The sequence below is a fragment of the Bradyrhizobium cosmicum genome (assembly GCF_032290525.1).
Lineage (GTDB): Bacteria > Pseudomonadota > Alphaproteobacteria > Rhizobiales > Xanthobacteraceae > Bradyrhizobium > Bradyrhizobium cosmicum_A.
On record NZ_JASXTA010000013.1, the window covers coordinates 124,309 to 142,204 of the forward strand.

General features: G+C 61.1%; 12 protein-coding genes. 10 read left to right on the forward strand and 2 right to left on the reverse strand.

What is annotated here, in order from left to right; translation table 11 throughout:
* Positions 1-644 precede the first annotated feature (644 nt).
* The 9 genes from QSV46_RS23290 to QSV46_RS23330 all read left to right on the forward strand — a co-directional run bounded on the left by QSV46_RS23290 (position 645) and on the right by QSV46_RS23330 (position 11,714).
* Positions 645-1,853, forward strand: coding sequence for an ABC-three component system protein (locus QSV46_RS23290; protein WP_314957171.1), 1,209 nt, complete (start codon positions 645-647; stop codon positions 1,851-1,853).
* 1 nt (position 1,854) lies between these two features.
* Positions 1,855-2,370 carry a three component ABC system middle component gene (locus QSV46_RS23295; RefSeq protein WP_314957174.1) on the forward strand — a complete coding sequence of 172 codons (516 nt, stop codon included), beginning with the start codon at positions 1,855-1,857 and terminating at the stop codon, positions 2,368-2,370.
* Positions 2,367-4,301 (forward strand): DUF3732 domain-containing protein, encoded by a 1,935-nt coding sequence (locus QSV46_RS23300; protein ID WP_314957176.1) that lies wholly within the window; start codon positions 2,367-2,369, stop codon positions 4,299-4,301. The genes QSV46_RS23295 and QSV46_RS23300 overlap by 4 nt, the downstream gene beginning before the upstream one ends.
* Positions 4,302-4,363: 62 nt before the next feature.
* Positions 4,364-5,317 carry an aminotransferase gene (locus QSV46_RS23305; protein ID WP_314957178.1) on the forward strand — a complete coding sequence of 318 codons (954 nt, stop codon included), beginning with the start codon at positions 4,364-4,366 and terminating at the stop codon, positions 5,315-5,317.
* Positions 5,317-8,973 (forward strand): DEAD/DEAH box helicase, encoded by a 3,657-nt coding sequence (locus QSV46_RS23310; RefSeq protein ID WP_314957180.1) that lies wholly within the window; start codon positions 5,317-5,319, stop codon positions 8,971-8,973. Before QSV46_RS23305 ends, QSV46_RS23310 begins: the two co-directional genes overlap by 1 nt.
* Positions 8,974-9,241: 268 nt before the next feature.
* Positions 9,242-9,475, forward strand: coding sequence for a hypothetical protein (locus QSV46_RS23315; RefSeq protein ID WP_314957182.1), 234 nt, complete (start codon positions 9,242-9,244; stop codon positions 9,473-9,475).
* Between the two features lie 68 nt (positions 9,476-9,543).
* Positions 9,544-9,936: a hypothetical protein gene (locus tag QSV46_RS23320; RefSeq protein ID WP_314957183.1), complete on the forward strand. Its 393-nt coding sequence runs from the start codon at positions 9,544-9,546 to the stop codon at positions 9,934-9,936.
* A 57-nt stretch (positions 9,937-9,993) separates the two neighbouring features.
* Positions 9,994-10,401, forward strand: a complete 408-nt coding sequence (locus tag QSV46_RS23325) for a hypothetical protein (RefSeq protein ID WP_314957185.1) — start codon at positions 9,994-9,996, stop codon at positions 10,399-10,401.
* Between the two features lie 38 nt (positions 10,402-10,439).
* The gene (locus QSV46_RS23330; protein ID WP_314957187.1) at positions 10,440-11,714 is read left to right on the forward strand and encodes a hypothetical protein; all 1,275 of its coding nucleotides are present in this window, start codon (positions 10,440-10,442) and stop codon (positions 11,712-11,714) included.
* A gap of 57 nt (positions 11,715-11,771) precedes the next feature.
* Here QSV46_RS23330 and QSV46_RS23335 read toward each other — a convergent pair whose 3' ends face one another.
* On the reverse strand, positions 11,772-13,457 hold the full coding sequence (locus tag QSV46_RS23335) for a S8 family serine peptidase (RefSeq protein ID WP_314957189.1): 1,686 nt from the start codon (positions 13,455-13,457) through the stop codon (positions 11,772-11,774).
* Between the two features lie 282 nt (positions 13,458-13,739).
* Here QSV46_RS23335 and QSV46_RS23340 point away from each other — a divergent pair, with 282 nt between their 5' ends.
* Complete coding sequence (locus tag QSV46_RS23340; protein WP_314957192.1) at positions 13,740-14,213, forward strand: hypothetical protein; 474 nt, start codon at positions 13,740-13,742, stop codon at positions 14,211-14,213.
* 53 nt (positions 14,214-14,266) lie between these two features.
* On the opposite strand, the gene QSV46_RS23345 is transcribed toward QSV46_RS23340, so the two are convergent.
* Positions 14,267-17,635: a hypothetical protein gene (locus QSV46_RS23345; RefSeq protein WP_314957194.1), complete on the reverse strand. Its 3,369-nt coding sequence runs from the start codon at positions 17,633-17,635 to the stop codon at positions 14,267-14,269.
* Positions 17,636-17,896 lie beyond the last annotated feature (261 nt).

Below are 17,896 nucleotides of genomic sequence, written 5' to 3' on the forward strand. Positions count from 1 at the left end.
GAACGCGACTAAACGCAGGTTTTAAGCGAGAACATGCCGCTCATTGCACTAATCACATGCCGATCAGTGGCCATAATCGGTGCCAATGTTAGGGCGGCGGATCTTATAGCGTCGATCCTCGTTGGGACCCCTTGCAACAGAGCCGCAAGTTCAAGGAGAGATGGCAGCTTTTTGTACGAAACGCTTCAATCTGAGCTCGAGACGACACAGTGATGGAAGAAGCAAGATTGTTCGTCGCTAGTACTGTGATTGCTGAAGAGAAGGTCACCCCAAATTAACCATCGCCTCTGTACAAGGACGACACATCCAAATCATCGTTCATGACCACTCGACCTGCTTGAGCTGGCAAGCTGCGCCAAGCGCGCCGCACCATGCTCAAGCCTTCGACGGGAGCGGTGACACTAGCGAGGAAAGCGTGCTGAGCGTCTATGAGAAATAACGTTGCAAAAGCAGCGGCTTATGCGATGGTTCGGGGGCTGTCTGCAGCCAGACGCGTCTCGACCGTCCGCTTGGTGCAGCACTCCAACAAGCGCAGCTGTGTCGCGGTCACACCGGACGGACCCGAAACAATTGCTCGTCAAGGTCGTGTCGCTCCTTGTTTTTGATTGTGATGCCGGTAAAGCTAACCCCATATGGGGGGCGAATTGAGCGACGGGGGAAATCACTTCACGGCTGCGGCATCAGCTGTCGGGTATCTCTATCAAGCTCGACTGGCGCTGCTGTTGTGTATTCCTCATATGAACAGTGGTGCGGAAGTTGAGGTTTCGATCGAGCGCCTCGACGACATTTCCTTCGAGAAGGACGGCACCGCCTTCGAGCTTCTTCAAACCAAACATCACATTGATCGCGTCGCGAGCCTCAGCAATGCGAGCCCTGATCTCTGGAAAACCCTTCGGATCTGGGCCGAGGCGGCCAAGGATGATCCGTCGCTGCCGTCGCGCGCGAAATTGGCTCTTGTTACCACCGCAGCCGCTAGCGCCGAATCGGCGGCCGCTTTGCTTCGGCCGCCGGGCGCCTATCCAACTGGGGCAAAGCGAAATCCGAAATCTGCAAGCGAAATCCTGACGGAAGTCGCGCAGACGTCAGCAAACGAGGCGCTAGCGCCGGCGTTCGCGGCTTTCCTCGCGCTGGCCGAGCCAATGCAGTCTGCACTCCTCAGTGCGGTGGAGGTCCTCGACAACCAGCCCTTGATTGCCGACTTGGATGACGAACTGGAGCATGCTCTTAGGTTGGTCGCCCCCGCCGGCAAAGCGGCCGCCGCGCGTGAAGCACTCGAGGGGTGGTGGTGGCCTAGGGTCTGCGCCGCACTGGTGAAGAGCCCTTCTGAGCCCATTCCGATTGGCCTAGTGGAGGCGAAGCTCGACGACATACGGGACGCATTGAAGCGAGATGCCCTAGTCGCCGATTTCGAACATGCCGAGCCTGGTGAAGCGGAGTACGCCGAGTATGATGGCTTTCGCTTCGTACAGCAGTTGCACGTCATCGGACTCGGGGGGAACCGTCTGCGCTTTGCGAAGCGCGATTTCTATCGGGCCTTTGCGCAGCGCTCAAAATGGACACGAGAGCATGTCGTGCTCGACGACGAGGTCGGGCAGTTCGAGCAACGGTTGGTTGAGGAATGGCAGCCGCGATTTGAGGCTATGTGCGACGTTCACGGCGGTACACCCCTCGGGGAACCAACGCTCAAGCAGGATGGGCAGGCACTCTACCAATGGGTCGAAAATGACGCTCGGTTCCCGTTCCGCTCCTTGACTGCCCGGTTCTTGAACGTGGGGTCCTACCACATCCTGGCCAATGACCTTCGGGTTGGCTGGCACCGGGACTACGTCTCAATTTGCACGGAAGAGAAGTGAGATGGCCGGGCTCACGCGCTTCGAGCTGGCTTGGCGGGACAGACCGCAAGAAGAAGCGGCTCACTTCAACCCGGCGTTCTGCGGTGAATTGCTGGCTAGGATGATCAACGAGTTTCACAAGCGGGCAGGCGGCGCGATGCCACTCGCCTACGCATTCGTTGCCTTGCCGTTGGTCCTCCATCCCGGAGCGCGGAAGGCGCTCCCCGGCACGGCCAACACCGCGTTCGCTTCCTGGGCTGGCGAAAACACTACCATGCTCAGCACGCTTCCCGACCGGACAGTGCGGCTCAGGCCCGTGACGCGGGAGGCGCTCATGTTTCTCGCGCAGCTCGACGCGATCAAGGTCAGTCCGGACGGCGTGATGGTTGGGAAGCGGCCCATCAAATTGGGTACCAAGCCTTCGGCGACAACGGACGACGTTGATGCGATGCGGCGGGCCGCCGGTTTGCTGGGCCGCTGGTTCGGCAACCAGTCGGATTCCGCCGCCGTCCTGCAAACCTTGGGAGTGCGAGTTTGACCGTTCAGATCAGAGCCATCGCGATCTATTCGCACGACGGTGAGCGCCGGGACGTTCGCTTCAATCTTGGCGCGCTGAACATCGTCACCGGCGCGTCCAAGACGGGGAAGTCGGCCCTTTTGGATATTGTCGATTATTGCTGGGGCCGTTCAGAATGCACGATCGCCGAGGGCGAAATTCGGCGAGGCGTCTCCTGGTTTGCAGTGCTCTTCGACCACGACGGCGAAGGCATCTTGATCGCAAGGCGAAATCCTGGCTCAGCAGGCAAGGCCAGCGACGAAATTTACTTCGCGCGCAATGCTGATAATTTTCCGGAAACAACCGCATCGCTCGTGAAAAATTCCACCGCCGACGGGTTGCGGCAGAGGCTTTCGGCTATCCTTGGTGTGGCGGAAAACCTGTACGTGCCGGAGCCTGGCGCGACGCGTCGTCCGCTTGAGGCATCGGCCGGTCAGGCAATTTTTTTCTGCCTTCAGAACCAGGACGAAATTGCCAACCGCCGTCTACTCTTCCACCGGCAAGGTGAAGAGCGGATTCCGCAGGCCATCAAGGACACGCTTCCGTACTTCGTCGGCGCCATGGGCGAAGATCACTATCTGAAGCAAAAACGGTACGAAGACGCTCGCCGCCGATTGAGGAGCTTGGAGCGTGACTACGCTGACGCTCGGGCGCTGGCCGACGAAGCATCCGGGACGGCTCGCAACCTCCTACAGGAGGCCAAGCGCATCGGCTTGCTGCCGCTCGACGTCTTGGCTGAGTCGCTCGAGGGGGTTCGGAGCCTCCTAGGTCAAGCGGCCGCGCCGCGGTCTCTAGAGTATGCGAAGACGGACGATCCGGCGGCTGACTTGACGGATCTGGAGGATCGGCGCCGCCGCATTCGCTCTGAGCTTCAGGAGTTGCGGGACGAGATCAAGGATCTGCAACGATTGACGCGAGAGGCATCGGACTTCGAAGCCGAGGCTGGCGAGCAGCAGGCGCGACTGGCATCGATCGGCCTGGTTGGACATGGCGCGGAGGGGCATGAGACTTGTCCGCTCTGCGACAGCCAGTTGGCTGTGGCCGTGCCCTCGGTGGACGAGATTCGGCGTTCGCTCGATCGGATGGACCGTCAGCTTAGTGCCGTGCGACGGGACAATCCGCGTCTGCAGGGCCAGATCGCGGAGCTCGAAACGAAACGAACGACGCTGGAAGAGGAGTTGACGATCGTCCAGCGAGACATCACGACCCGGATCGCCGACAACGAGCGGCTTCGCATCGAGCAAGACCTGTTCACCGAGCAGGCCCGTGTGGCGGGCCGCATCGGCTACTACCTCGAGAATGCACGCACGCTGTCGGACGGCGAGGGGCTTCGCCTGCAGATCGCTAGGGTGAGAGCCGAAGTGGTCGAGTTGGAAACCGCCCTGGACCAGGAGGCGATGGAGGAGCGCTTAACGACGGCCCTCAGCTTGGTCGGACGCGACATCACCGAATACGCTAGCCGGCTTCAGCTGGAGCACGGCGAGAACAGCCTCCGCTTGGACCGAAAGAACCTCACCGTCGTCGCTGACACCGTGCACGGACCGCTGTCTCTGCCCCAAATCGGCAGCGGGGAGAACTGGGTTGGATATCACGTGGCCGCGCACTTGGCTCTCCACAAGCTCTTTCGCACACTCGATCGGCCAGTGCCGGCGTTTCTAATGCTCGACCAGCCCTCCCAAGCTCACTATCCAAAGGACAAGGACCTCGGTGAGATTTCCGGCGCTGAAGACGAGGATCAAGCGGCGGTTGCCCGCTTGTACAGGCTGCTGTTCGAATATTGCACGACCATGGCCCCCAACATGCAGGTCATCGTTGCGGACCACGTTGACCTTCTCCAGGCGTGGTTCCGAACTTCCACGGTTCAACGCTGGCGCGACGGCATAAAGCTCGTGCCGATGACGTGGCTTCGCTAATGCACTGTGTTTTGTGAGAAGGCCCAGCCGGCAATCCAACCGATTTCGATTAAGTTTAAGCAATGCATACATGCCCACCACCGATCAACGCCCTGGACCAATGGCTTGAACCCAATGGGACGGTAGAGCGGAACTACGGGCACCTGCTTCTCGAACAGAAGGGCAAGATCGACCAGGACCTCATCGACGCGTTGCGTCCGTACTTTGAGTCCGCCCACCTCGATGCGCGCGAATATTTCCATGAACAGATCGGAATATCTCTTCATCCCGACGCGGCGGGCGGGCTGCTTCCGATCAGCTATCCCAACTGCTTGCCCTCAAAAGCCCATCGCGGCCTGTTCGGTGAGGTGGTGGCCGGCCTGGTAACCGAGGCCTACCAGAACGAGTTCGTCGGCGGTCACGAATGGCGAGTACCGATCTTCCTCTTTCGCGAGCACGACGACGTCGAGAAATATCTCTGGGCGCTCCGGTTCGATCCAAACCGCACGCGCGAAATCTATGGCCGTCACGGCTCTGACTTCATCGGCATCGCCCTCAACGCTCAGGGCGAAGTTGCGCGCGTAATCGCCGGTGAAGCCAAGTGGCGCAAGTCGCTGACGGTTTCTGTCGTGAAGAGCTTGCTTCTCGGCCCTAAGGAGGAGGACGAGGACACCGGTGAAATGGTGCACAACGGACGGGGAATCTGGTTCGAGGTGAACCGGGACACGCCAGTCCCGCACGGCCTTCGGCAGTTGCAAAAGCTATTGGAGCAGCGAGATCCAGACGGGCATGCCAATGCAATCCTGTCGATCGACCGTGCGGTGTTCGGTCAGGGCCCGCTGCCCGGTCGAAGCAACTTGGTGCTTCTTGTTGGGAACGGGGCGAGACGACGCGAGGCTTTGAGCTGCCTGATCCCCTGGGAAGAAGCTCCGGCGGAGTACACGGCGCCCCACGACCTCCAAGTTGTAGAGATTATCCTCGAGTGCGGCGACGGGCTTATCGACCAACTCTACGCTACCTTGTGGGAGGACGCCTGATGCCGCAACGCGACCAAGACCGGCTCGAGGCCGCCGAGCGCGTACGGCGCGAACTCGCCATCGAAAACCAGTTGAGCCGGGCTCAGGCCAGGACCTATGTCCGTTGCCTGCAGGCGACCTGGCAGGTGCCGACGATCCTGTGGACCGAGCGCGATTCCGCGCGTCAGCTCGCCGACGCACGCCGGCTTCTGCATGCGGCGCACATCTTTCGCTCAATAGAAGGCGAGGCGTCGCAGCGCGCTATCGACTGCTATCGCCGGACCGGCGAAATCCTTGAGTGGCTCTCACGCGCCGCCGACACCATCCGGAGTGTGGTTCCTATCGAGCTACTGGCCGCAGGGGCCTATCAGCTCGGAGGGCTGCCCGCGATGGCGTTCGGACTATTGTCGCAAGTGCGCTCGGATCACGAAGGCGTTCGGCTCTACAGCGCCTTTCTGAGAGCGGACTTCGACGGTGTGTTGCGTCGCGCCGCCTTGTTCTGGCACCGCTACCCTGACCTCACGACAGCCGACGCCAGCGCGTTGCTGCTGATTGCCATGCGCAGTGAGACGCCCGACGGCGAAGCTGGCCCGACGGTTGGATGGGCGTTCAGCGTGGAGCTGGTCAGAAGTCTCGGGCTGCTCGCCGACTGTCTGCGCCGCGGTGATGACGAACGGCTCGCGGTCGCGATGGGCAAGCTCCGTGCGCTCGACGCCGTGGCAACCCGCACTTTCAGCGACGACGCCTCGCTAGTTATTACCATCATGCGGGCCGTCGCCGACAGCTTCGTCGCAGCTACTATCTACCGGCCGCTACGGGCGCTCGGCGCCCTGCGGCCTGAGCGGAGCTCGCGGCTGCTGGCTTATGCCCGCGACCAATTCAGCCGCGGCCGCGGGATCCTCTGGACCTCACAACAGCACGGCCTCCAACGCCTGCTCGAAGAAAGCTCCTTCGCGCTCTGCACCCCCACGGGTTCGGGGAAGACGTTGGTTGCGAATCTCGCCCTCATTAAGGAACTGCTGCTGCGGGAGGATGAGGGCTTGCAGGCGCCGTTGGCGCTCTACACCGTGCCGTCCCGAGCCCTCGCCGGCGAAGTCGAGGCAAAGCTGACCTCAGAACTCGGCCACGACATCACCGTCACTGGTCTTTACGGCGGGGCAGACTGGGGCATTACCGACTTCTGGCTGACCAGCGAACGGCCCGTCGTGCTGATTGTCACCGTCGAGAAAGCGGATGCGTTGATGCGCTACCTCGGCAAAATGTTGATGGCGCGCCTGCGCCTTCTCATCATCGACGAAGCCCACCAGGTCGTCCCTGAGGCCAACGAGCCTACGCGACTGAGCTTCTCCGACCACAGCAATCGATCCATTCGCCTCGAAGGGCTCGTGTCCCGAATTTTGTCTCAGCGTCCGGACGTTGTCCGGATTGCGCTCACCGCCGTAGCCGGCGGTGCCGCTGGCCCTGTCGCGCGTTGGGTCGAGGGCCGACCCGATGCCAATCCGGTCGGCGTACGCTATCGCAGCACCCGCCAGGTCATCGGAGTGCTCGAGACGGCGCCCAACACCCAAGGGGTGATCCTGCTCGATCTGATGAATGGATTGCCCCTCTACCTGCGCGGCGAGGAGGACCCTGTCTATCTCCGGCTGCAGATAGAGGTGATGCCTCAGTTGCCTGCGCAGTGGCGGAACAGCCTCAATCGATTCAACTGCCTTAACGTCCTCTGGACCGCCTTGCACCTCGCCGACGAAGATCAACGCGTCCTCATCTCGGTGGCGCAAGAGCCTGAGCAAACCATGCGCTGGTTCAAGGAGGCGCTTGAACGGACAGACTGGCAAGGCGCGGTGGGCTTTCAGCCGCCCGAAGGTCCGCTCAGGGCGCGGTTCGACGAGGCTCGAGCGGCCTGTCTAGACTATTGCGGCGCCGACTCCTTCGAGCTCTTCCTGCTCGATCGCGGGATTGCTACAAGCCATGGGCAGATGCCGCAGCGCCTGCGCCGTCTCATGGTCGATCTCATCGATCGCAAGATCTGCCCGATCACGGTCGCGACGGCGACGCTCACCGAAGGCGTCAATCTACCGTTCGATCTCATCTTCCTGACGTCACTCAAGCGCCGTTCATGGGACCCGGTTGAGGAGCAGCAAGTGATTGCGCCGCTTACCACGGCCGAGTTTCGGAACCTCGCCGGGCGCGCTGGGCGGCCGGGCGCGGCCCGCGGCATCGAAGGCATGACGCTTGTCGCGCTCCCGACCCAGATTTCCACCACAGCGGCAGCGGGGAGGGCGACCCAGCGCCGACAGCGCGCGGAATTGGCGGCGGACTATGACCGGCTGCGTGCGTCACTGGTGATCGAGGAACGGGATGCCGACGACGTGCCCGGCCCGCTCGCGCTGCTCCTCAACCACATCTGGGAACGTGCTAACCGACTCCTCGGCGTGGCTCCAGACGCTTTCCTTGATTGGCTCGAGAGGACGGCGCCGACTGTCGTCAGCGCGGACACTGGCACGGGTGCAAGCGACGGGGCGGCGAGGTTGGCCGACGCCATGGACGAACTGGATGCAATCCTTCTCACATCACTCGCAGAGATTGCCCGCGTCGATGAGGCAGCCATGACACGCGCTCGTGCCGAAGCGCAGCTCGCGGCGCTTTGGCGAACAACCTTCACCGCCGTCGCGACCGCTCAGGAACTTTGGCTTGAACAAGCCTTTGTGCGCCGAGGCGCGGGCATCATCGAACACATCTATCCGGACGCAGACGAGCGCCTTCGCCTCTATCAGTACGGTCTTCCGCCGGCAGTGGGGCGGCGCTTCGAGGCCGTAGCACGACGAATGCGGGAGCTGTTGGTCGCAGCGGACAACTACGGCTCGTCCGACCCGACGACGAGGATCGATCTATTTGAGGCGCTGGGCGACCTGGTCTCTGGGGACCGTGGCTTCGGCTTTCGAGTCCGCCGCACGGATACGGACGAGGCGATCCTGGAGCGGTGGTCTGATGTCCTCGGGTGGTGGATGAACGAGCCCGATGTGGCCGGCCCATCCCCCGAGGACCTTCGGTCGTGGCAACGCTTCGTCGCCGACAACCTGGAGTTCCGCCTAGGTGTAGCCATCGGCGCCGTCGTCGCGGAAGCCTGGGCCGACGGTGCAGAAGATGCGCTGACATTCCCCAGTCTGGCGGCTTGGAAAGAAACCACGAGCCTACCTTGGATCGGGTTCTGGGCGCGCGAGCTGCTGCGCTGGGGTACCCACGACCCGTTCGTGGCCTTCTGCCTTGCACAAGGCTTGGCTCATACCCGGGAGACGGCCGGTGCGAGGCGTCGGGAGTTCGACGCGTGGCTGGACGATGAGCAAAATGACCCTAAGAGCGAGGACCGGATCGACCCGCAGCTCTTCCTGCGTTGGCAGGCATCCATATCCCGTGCCGAGGGCGCTGCCGGCGCCGCGTCCCAAATGCGCGCGGCCCTCACCGGCACCACCGGCGCGCGCGGCAGCTACGCCGTTATACCGGTGAGACGGGATGACGGAACGGCTTGGCTTGACCCGGCTGGGTTCGAACTTGCAGTGACGCGCCCGATGGCGCGTGTTGGAACGCGTCCTTCCCGCAGCGACTTCGAGCTTGTCACCGCCGCTGGCGAACCGACGGTGAAGCGCCTATTCAGGCCGCCGGAGGCGCGGGCCAGATAGGCGGCTGAGGATCGCTGACCGCTTGGGGTCTGCTTTGCGCCCCCGAAGTCAACCGAATAGCATTCCGAGGAGCGTGACCAGCACGCTAACCTCCCTTTCCCGAATTCGCCCGGTGCAGACCTTAAGGAGTTTTCGGCCGGCGGCATCAACGACACCTTTGACCTGAATCGCCGACTGGGTGCATACGGGATTACGACCCTTATGGGCCTGATCTGGATCGTCACCGCACCCTTCGTGGGCGCCTTCGCAGACAAGATCCGACCCTCGCGTGCATTCACGCTGCTGCGGCTGCTGCTTCATCGCAACCACCCTGATGCCGCGCGCGGTGCGTACGACGGGTATCGCTGTCGGGTATGCGCTCACGTCACACTATTTGCTGGTGTGGTTGCAGCATGCGCAGATGGCCTGGATATTTCCCGTCTATGGATCTGTGATCGCGGTGCTGAGCGTGGTCGTTGATCACGTCGCAAAGAAGCGTGGTCACGTCTACATCGGCGACTGACGTTAAAGCCCTGTCGCTACGCAATTCTGGCTTCGCTTAGAGGCCAAAACGGTTTCTTGGGAGAAAACGTGAGCAACGACTTCTTCGCCGCGCGCGAGCGCATGCTGACGCGCATTGCGCAAACGCGAGATGCTTCGACAGCTGGCCTGCCACATTGGGCTCGCGCCGAGAATGGAAAATGGACGTTCACATCCGTTGGTGATTGGACCGGCGGAGCCTTCGTCGGCGAACTCTGGCTCGCCCATCTCGCCGATGCGCAGCGCTTCCCGCTATCTGACGCGCATGCCGGGCTGTGTTATTCGGCACATGGTTTGCCCCCCGATCGGCGCCGAAGGTTGACCCAGGCCAACACAGCCTCAGCCTTGTCCTCATCGGCCTTTCTTTTTGCCGGCAACTCCAAGATTCAGGCCAAAGAGGCTTGGCGAGAATGCCAGCGACAAAATGTTGGGTTGACAAATTGATAGGATTAGCATCAAGGTTGTGCATATTCATTCGAGCCTCATTCCTTTGTGATTGCCATGACAATAGGTTTCACACGGCTTCAGGAATATCTCGACGCTATCGCGCGAAAAGCCAATCTCGACCCTGCGAACAGCCGTCACGGGGTATTCTGGCACACCACCTATCTGGCGTTCATAACAGGCAATGTTCCTAACAAGCATTGCAACGGTGACGTCGTCCCCATCATCGACCCCACAAATGCGGTCAACTCCGCGTTCAATCAAATTCTGAGGGGCTCGTGGTGTGCCATGCCGCAGATGCCCAAGACTGGCCCATTTCTGACCGACGACGGCTATTTTGTTGTCCTGGCCGACGGGAGCCGCGTCGATGGCCCGGCAATTCTCGCGGATATTCAAGGCTGGCTAGCGGCCGGTGCGCCGGAGAACGGCGACGATAAAGCACCTCCGCCAGCCCCCCAAGGGTAGCCTGAACGAATACATATTGAATGACTACGGAGATTTCGATGCGCGTGTCGATTGCCATCGTGGCCATCTGCTGTGTCGCTATTTATGCCGATAGCCAGTCGAAAGCGCGGGCGGCTCCTCAGAATTTCTGCCGAACGATTCCGGATCGAGCGAACGCCTCAGATTGGCCGAGCAAGCACGCATGGGATTTGTTCGTATCGCTGAATCATCCAGCGATCGACAAATCAATTGCACGGGGCGTGGCCGATTGCTCCAGGCCTTTTGGAGATCCGGGCTCAACGTCTGTTTGGGAGACCTGGCGCAATGCGCGCACCGAAGTCTACCTGAGTGATGGGCGCGAGCCTCCACTGTGGGACGATACTTCGCTTCCTGACGAGAAAGCTGCACAAGTCCCTCCATTGCCGATCAAGCCACCGCCCGGCGGACCCGTCATATTCTTTTCTCCCGACGATGGCGTTTTTCACAACGCCGGCGGATTCGGGGAAACGAGGCTCAATCGTGCGACTTACGAGTTCGTCCGCTCGCAATGCTTGTTCAGCATCGAGGGACAGAAGCGTTATGCGGCCGCAGTGGATGCAGGCAAGAAGCCACCGATCCAGTTTCCCTCCGATGCAATCGAGGTGAAGGCGGCATGGCTTGATTTTGAGAAGCCGGAAGCGGGCAAGCCGCCGATCCCCGTTGAGAAGCGTGGAACTTACTATACCGCGGAGTTTCAGGGGAAAAAGTTCGGTCTCGTCGCGTTGCATATCCTGACCAAGGATCTGACGAACTGGTTCTGGGCGACATTCCGCCACAAGGATGCACCGACCGAAGATTTTGGCGGCCATGACCTCGACAATTACGGGCCCCCGAAAGAGGTCGCCGGCACCGTTTGGGACAACTATCGCCTCGGAGGCACACAATCCGATTTCTCCAGGCCGACGGGCGAGCCAACCATTGTCTCGGATCACTATGTAGAATTCGGCTTCCAGCGTTCATCCTGCATCACCTGTCACGCCACCGCCAGCATATCGCGAGAGATTGCGCTCTCACCGTCCGGACGGCCCTTTACGTCGTTGCCCAATGGTCAGGCCAAAGCTGTCTGCTCGATCACGCCAGGTACCGGCGATGATCTCGATTCATGCAAACAATTGATTGGCAAGGATGCTTTCAAGCCGGGTTCGGACACGCTCCTCGTCGAACGCGGTGTACCTGATCCGAATTGGTTCCAGAAAGACGGCAAGCCATTCTATCTGCAGACCGACTTCGTCTGGTCAATTCCTTTCCGGGGCCGAAGCGAGGCTGCGGCGCCGCCAAGCCGATGCAATTTTTGATGCCGGACACGACAAGGCCGAACACCAGCTGCGACCTTGTCGTGACAGGAAAGGCCCTCAAGGTCTGATCCGCTCAAGTGCATTACCCGCGTCGATCAGTCCATAGCCAACCGCGATGTTCGGGTGGCCGACTGCGGGAATGCCCTGCGCGCTACTGCCGCGCTCGACTGGCCTGGCGCTCTGTTGCAACACGTCGCGGATTCGCTCGGAGGTCAGGACAATTCCGTCCCGGCGTGCTTGTTCGAGCAATAGCGCGATCAATCCCGCCACTTGTGGAGCTGCACTGCTCGTGCCACTCGAGCAAAGCCAGCCATCATCGGCCTCCGTCTCGTCGCGGTCAGGAAAAGACGGGCCAGACAGATTGTGGTCGAGGATGCTGCCAGGCGCCGACGGCATCGTGATGTAGATTCCTGCCGGTCTCTGACCACAAAGGCCCGCAATGTCGGGAACACGGCGGCCCGGATAGAGGCTGCTGAGGTATCCGCTTGCAAAATTGCTTGCTTCAAGCGTTCCGTCCTGGGCGGAGAAGACGCCGCCAACAGAAATGACTTCGGGCATGCTGCCAGGCCACGCCTGCAAGCCATTTCCGGACGCAAACACGACGATCTTTCCTTCCCGGACGAGCGCGCGGATAGTGGCTTCGAGAATCGGGAATGATTGTTCCTTGTCCCATCCCCACGAGCCGCTGATGATATCGGCTCCAGCGTCAGATGCGGCTTCCAGAGCGTCTTGTGGAGGCTCGGTCTGCTTGAAGCCGAGAAGTGTTGCTCGCGGGGCTACGGTCAACGCATTGAATGCGATGGCGGTGCCGTGTCCGATCAGGTCCTTCTCCGGATCCGGTGCCGTTGCGCTCGCCATCGGGCGGTAGTCGAAATTGCGCGACGTGTAGAATGGATGCTTGAAAAATCCGGTGTCGACGATGGCTACCTTGACACCTTCCCCGGACACGCCTTCCGGTACGTTTAGCAACCGGCGGATGGCAGCTCCATCGAGCGTGAAGTAGTTATGGAGAGGCGGGATGTCGCTCAGTTCGGCAAAGAGTTGCGGGGGCGGCGTGAAAACGAAATGATCGATATGAGGGCTAACCGCGGAGCTGACCGTTAACGAGTCGGACGGGGCCACGTAAAGGTCGACCGCTTCCGGCGCCTGGTAGCTGACCGCGAAATTCTGTGTGGAGCGCACGCTCGTCCTTTGTGGCCGAGCCTGCACAATGAGCTGTACACCCAGAACGTCGGAAACAAGCTCGGAGTGGCCGGCAATCGTGATGCCAAAACGACCACGGCGCAGGACCTCGAAGCCGAGCCGCTTGAGGCGCCTGACAGCTCCCTCGACCGCATCGGCACGAGGCCGGAAATCCTCAATGTCGCGCTCGTGCAGCCTTCCGCGGTAAGATTGAATAAGTTCGCCCGATACGGTCTTCGGTGCCACTGTGAGAGCGACACGTTCGGCGAGGGTGCGCGCCGCCTTGCTTAGAGCTCGGTTTCCCTTGATGTGAGAACTGAGACCCGGCGCATACCATAGCGTCGGCGCGAAAGATTTCGATCGGCTGCTCGCGCGAGCCGGCTTGCCGGCATTTTTAGAGCCAGGCGCCGCTTTTTCAGCGGCCGTGACTCGACGCTTTCGGCGTGGCGGCGCCCTCTTGCTCTTGCGCGATCGTTTTGATGCCATGATGTCCAAAAGAAAATGCTTGGTCAAAACAGCGGCCGGGCTCGGAAACTGCGGGGCCAGACCACGGATCAGCAAACTCTATCCTATCGATCGGAGGACACCAAAATGTTCGCAATCTCTGGGTAATAATGCCGCAGGTTTCCCGCCCACGTTTCGCTAGTCGGGGAAGGGTGCGTTGATCGCCATTCGGAGGAAGCGGGAGCGATCGACGTCGACGACGTCGTCGCGAAGCTGGTAGGCCAGCGGCTCGCTCCCCACCCTGAGCAGGATCGAAGCTATCCTTGGGACACGGTCGCTTTGTCGCCGTCTCCCCGAACCGTCGATCTGCCCGCGAAGACGCGGATTTACAGCCCGAACATGCTCGACCATCTGTTCGGATGGACCTCGGATCTTCCCGAGTGCGACGGCATCTGTTGTTCGGCCGATGCCGGCGGGGAGGCCGTCGTCGACCGGGTGCGGACCCCCATCGCGCTGATCTGGAAGAATGTCGCGGCCGACGCGCTCAGAAAGCGGACTTGGGCGCCCATGGATTTCTTCTCGGCCGCAAGCTTTCAGGTGCCGCCAGGCGAGTTCGGACTCGTCTACGTGAGCTACAACGAAGGCGGGCGATCGGAGGTCGCCGACATAAGGGTGCAGGCTTTCGGCGAGCGCGTCCAGGACTTCGAGCACTCTGCCAAGAGTCGCATCCCTATCGCGGTTCTCTCGCGACTCTATCCTCGCCCATTGCATGAGGGCCAACCCGATCTGATAGAGAGCGGCGTGCGATACGTCAGCAGCTCCTATGGCGATCCCTCGCTATTCGAACTCTATCCGACCCGAATATTCACCTGACGCGGCAGCGGTACCCGTCGGTTTCTCGATCGATGCGATGTCCGTCGAGTAGGTCAGGTCTCCGTTGAGCCGTCCAAAAGGTCCAGATAGGTGTCGTTACCCTTGGAGGCAAGCAGATTGACAATTCTATCGACCTTCGAGGCGACGGTGCCGATCCCACTCCGCTTTCCCGTAACCAGGATGCGTCGGATCTCAGTGCCCTGAACCATCAAAGCGTAACGACCCGTGTGCGGGCTGATCGCTAAAGCATACAGGACGTCCACGACGCGCTCGACTTGTCTCCCGTCGATCGAAGCGAGGTGGCGGATGACGGTGTAGACGTCGTTGGGAGCGTAGCCGGCCGAAAGGACAGCGAGCATCTGATTCATCAACCAATCGACATCGGCGACCCACAGGAACCAAAGGCCGATCGCTCCGATCTCCTTGCGATATTGCTCCTGGTCCGTCGTGGAGGTAGCCGCTGCAAGGCGCTGCATCCAGTACGATTTCGCGCGCTCGGCATAGACCTGTTCCGAGGTGCCGATCGTCAGCCCGATCAATCGCATCGCATCGCGTCGCAGTCCGACCGAAGCAACATCCAGGAAGCGCGCCAGAAGGTGAGGAGGGAGCGTGCCCCGCAGGTGCAGTGTCAGCAGATGTTCTGCGAGACGATGATTGTGCGCGTCGCGATCCGCGTCGGGCTTCGCCAACTTTTCGATGTCGTCGGCGTAGCAGAAAGCGGTTTCTGACATCAGGGCATCGACCGGACCGCGGTCGTTCTCCAGATGGGCGCGCCAGGCCGGGTTTCGACTTGGCTCGGGAACCCGCGGCAGGAGCGACGACAACTGCCTTCTCAACCAATCGGGATCGAAATCGTACAACAGGTTGAGATACCGCCCCATGATCGTCCGCCCCACGTCGGTCGCGTCCGACAGACCCGATAGCTCCGCCTCCAGGATCGACCGAAAGTCGTGGAGGGCGCTCGCGGCGCCGTCCGTTGCGTCGATGTCGGAAGGCGCATTTTGCCTCAGCCAGCGCAGCAGCCGGACGCAAAGCTCAACCGCGGCACCTCGGATGGTCTGCTGTGCGTGGTGGAAAGGGTCGGATTTGGCCAGATCGGGATTGCCGTAGGGATCGGCGACCTGTAGCGAAATGGAGTATAGGGCTCGCGCTAAGCCGAGCAGGTCGGCTGTGTGCCGAGGAGGGATTGCGTCGGTCGTGCGCAAGCCGGCGGAGATGACGTCGATCATACCCCTGACGATGCGATAGCGATGCTGCGCGGACGGTGAACCGGAAGACGAGGGGATGTCGTGGCAAAGCCGGGCCATCAACGCGAGGAGGTCGCCCCATGAGACGGAGACGCCGTTGAAGGCCGCTTGTTCCATAGCCTCGAGGAAGCGACGAAGAATGATCGGCTCCATTTTCTCGAAGTCGAAGGCTTTCGCCGAAAAGGCGATCGGATCTTCCGCGGCGGCGATGCGAAGCTGATTCGCCAGCGCGTCGGTGGCGAAAGCATGATCGTCCTCGCTAACCTCGACCCGCCGTGTCTTCAGGAACTCGATGCAGTCTTCGATGGGGAGGGCGCGCAATTGGGCGCTGGTAAGCGGACTCTCCGCTTCTCTGTAGAGCGTGTTTCGCCAATGGTCGGGATCACCGAATTCGGCCACGCCCGCTTCCAGTTCCAGACGCAAAGCATCGGGCAAAGCGTTTCGCCAGCCCCAGACGACATCGCGGACCTCGGAAAACCGATACTCGCGTCTCTCTCGCTCCGTCGGCGGCTTGCCGTGAGTCTTGCGAAACCACTCGTCGAAACGATGGTCGTCAGGGATCGCGTAGATGAAATCGAGAATCGATTGACGGGATTGCGGATCGAGCGACCCGAACCAGACGTTCGCGATCGCAGCGTACTCCTTCCTGCACCAGTCCTGGTCGATGAATTTCTGGTCCGTTAGGTATGCGGCGGCCAAGTCGGGTAGCGCGGCAGGAGACATCGCGACGATCTTCATCGCGATGCGTTCGAACAGTCGCCCTCGGTGCGACTTCACTTCCGTAACGATGGCGAGTGGCTGCGAGCCATCGCTCTTCAGAGCCGACTCGGCGCAACGGAGAATCGCGGCGGCGATGCATGCCGGTATGTCCCGATGCGACGGGTTGTCGTCGAAGTCTCCGACAAGGTAGTTCGAATCGTCGATCGTCGAGTTTTCGTCCGAACGCCTACGGATGACGATGACTTGTTCGAGAAGTCCGCAGAAGAGAGCCAGCGCCTTCGTCGGCCCGGCCGCCGCCAGATCTTCCATGCTCTTGGGCAGGAAATGCTCGTACATCAAGTGATCGTGTAGCGTCGCGAGCCGCCCGCCGGTGTCGAAGACCTGGAAGAAAGCCGCGGCCACCTTAAGCGCGGCGTCGATCTCGCCGGCGCGCGCCAGCTTCTCGATGATGACGGGCGGAAACTGCAGAACGAGAGCGAAGTCGGGACGCAGCCATCCGGCGATCACGTCCGCGAGCAGCGCAGCTTCGTTAGTCGGCAGGGCCGCTACGACCTCCATGCCGTCGTGGTGGACGTCGGGATGAACGGATGCAGCCAGCGAACCGATCGCCTTCAGCACGATGGCTCGCGTCTGTGCGTTCTCCGACTTGGCCATCCGAAGCAGATACCGGGAGACCGGCCATTGCCCAAATCCGGTGTCGTCTTCCTCTTTGGTGAAGGACGGCTCGCCGAGGAGGCCTCTCTCCTCAAGGGCCGGCAGCCAATCCTCCGAGTTCAGACGATCGTAGAAATGCCGCTGGAGTTGGGCTGCTCCCGGAATTTCCTTCACGAAAGCGTCCATCCCGGTCTCGGGACCCATGGCCGCGATCTCCGACGCGCGCTGGAGCAACGCCGAGTACCGTTCCTGCAGGGCAGTCGCGAGGGCCCAGATCACGGCATCGAACGGCTCGGCGAAGGTGCGGCGGAACTCGTCGTCTATCCTGAGGGTCTTGTCGAAACTCCGTTGGTGGACTTGTGAGAGCGCGTCCCTGAACGACAGCCACTTCTTTGCAATCTCTCCTTCGGGATCGAGACCAAGGCGGGTAAGGATACGCTCGACCTGCCGTTTGAAGTTGAGCTGCGGTTTCAGCGCTCCGTCGGCACGTTGTCGCGCCTCTTCGTCGAAACCGATTTCCTTGAGCGACTTTCGGGCTTTCTTTCGGAGCGCCTTCTCGCTCGGATCGTCGCGTATGACGGCGTCGAAGGGAGACGCGAGAACCTGTCGGAGAAGAGCATCCAACTCCCGCAGCGCATGCGCCGCCAGCGTGCGGGTCGCATGCAGCGGCAGATCGCCTCCGACGAGCTTGCAGAAATCGACGTACCGGCTGGCGACCGCGTTGCCGAACAGCTGCCGCAGCAGCGACGTGGTTCCTGCTTGCTCCGGAGACAAGATGATGGAGGAGGGGCTCTGCTGCAAACGAACGCCGAAACTGATGAGGGCGGATCGCGACCTACAATACGAATTGAGCGGAATTTGGCCGGCGCTTCTTTCGTGCGTTACCGGAAGTGCGTATTGGCACAAGAAACGGCCTGCTACTTGACTCGTCTTCTGGTTGAGCCCAGACTTGTGGAAGTTTGAGGGGGCTTCTCTTGAGATCGGCTTGATGCTGGCGGCAATTTCACGCGCTCGTAGCCAGCCAATTCTTTTTCAAGGTATGACCCACACGTCATATTGCGG

Coding starts and splice junctions, on each gene's coding strand:
- QSV46_RS23330 (WP_314957187.1), top strand. CDS start 10,440: ATGCGCGTGTCGATTGCCATCGTGGCCATCTGCTGTGTCGCTATTTAT.
- QSV46_RS23305 (WP_314957178.1), top strand. CDS start 4,364: ATGCATACATGCCCACCACCGATCAACGCCCTGGACCAATGGCTTGAA.
- QSV46_RS23340 (WP_314957192.1), top strand. CDS start 13,740: ATGCTCGACCATCTGTTCGGATGGACCTCGGATCTTCCCGAGTGCGAC.
- QSV46_RS23325 (WP_314957185.1), top strand. CDS start 9,994: ATGACAATAGGTTTCACACGGCTTCAGGAATATCTCGACGCTATCGCG.
- QSV46_RS23295 (WP_314957174.1), top strand. CDS start 1,855: ATGGCCGGGCTCACGCGCTTCGAGCTGGCTTGGCGGGACAGACCGCAA.
- QSV46_RS23310 (WP_314957180.1), top strand. CDS start 5,317: ATGCCGCAACGCGACCAAGACCGGCTCGAGGCCGCCGAGCGCGTACGG.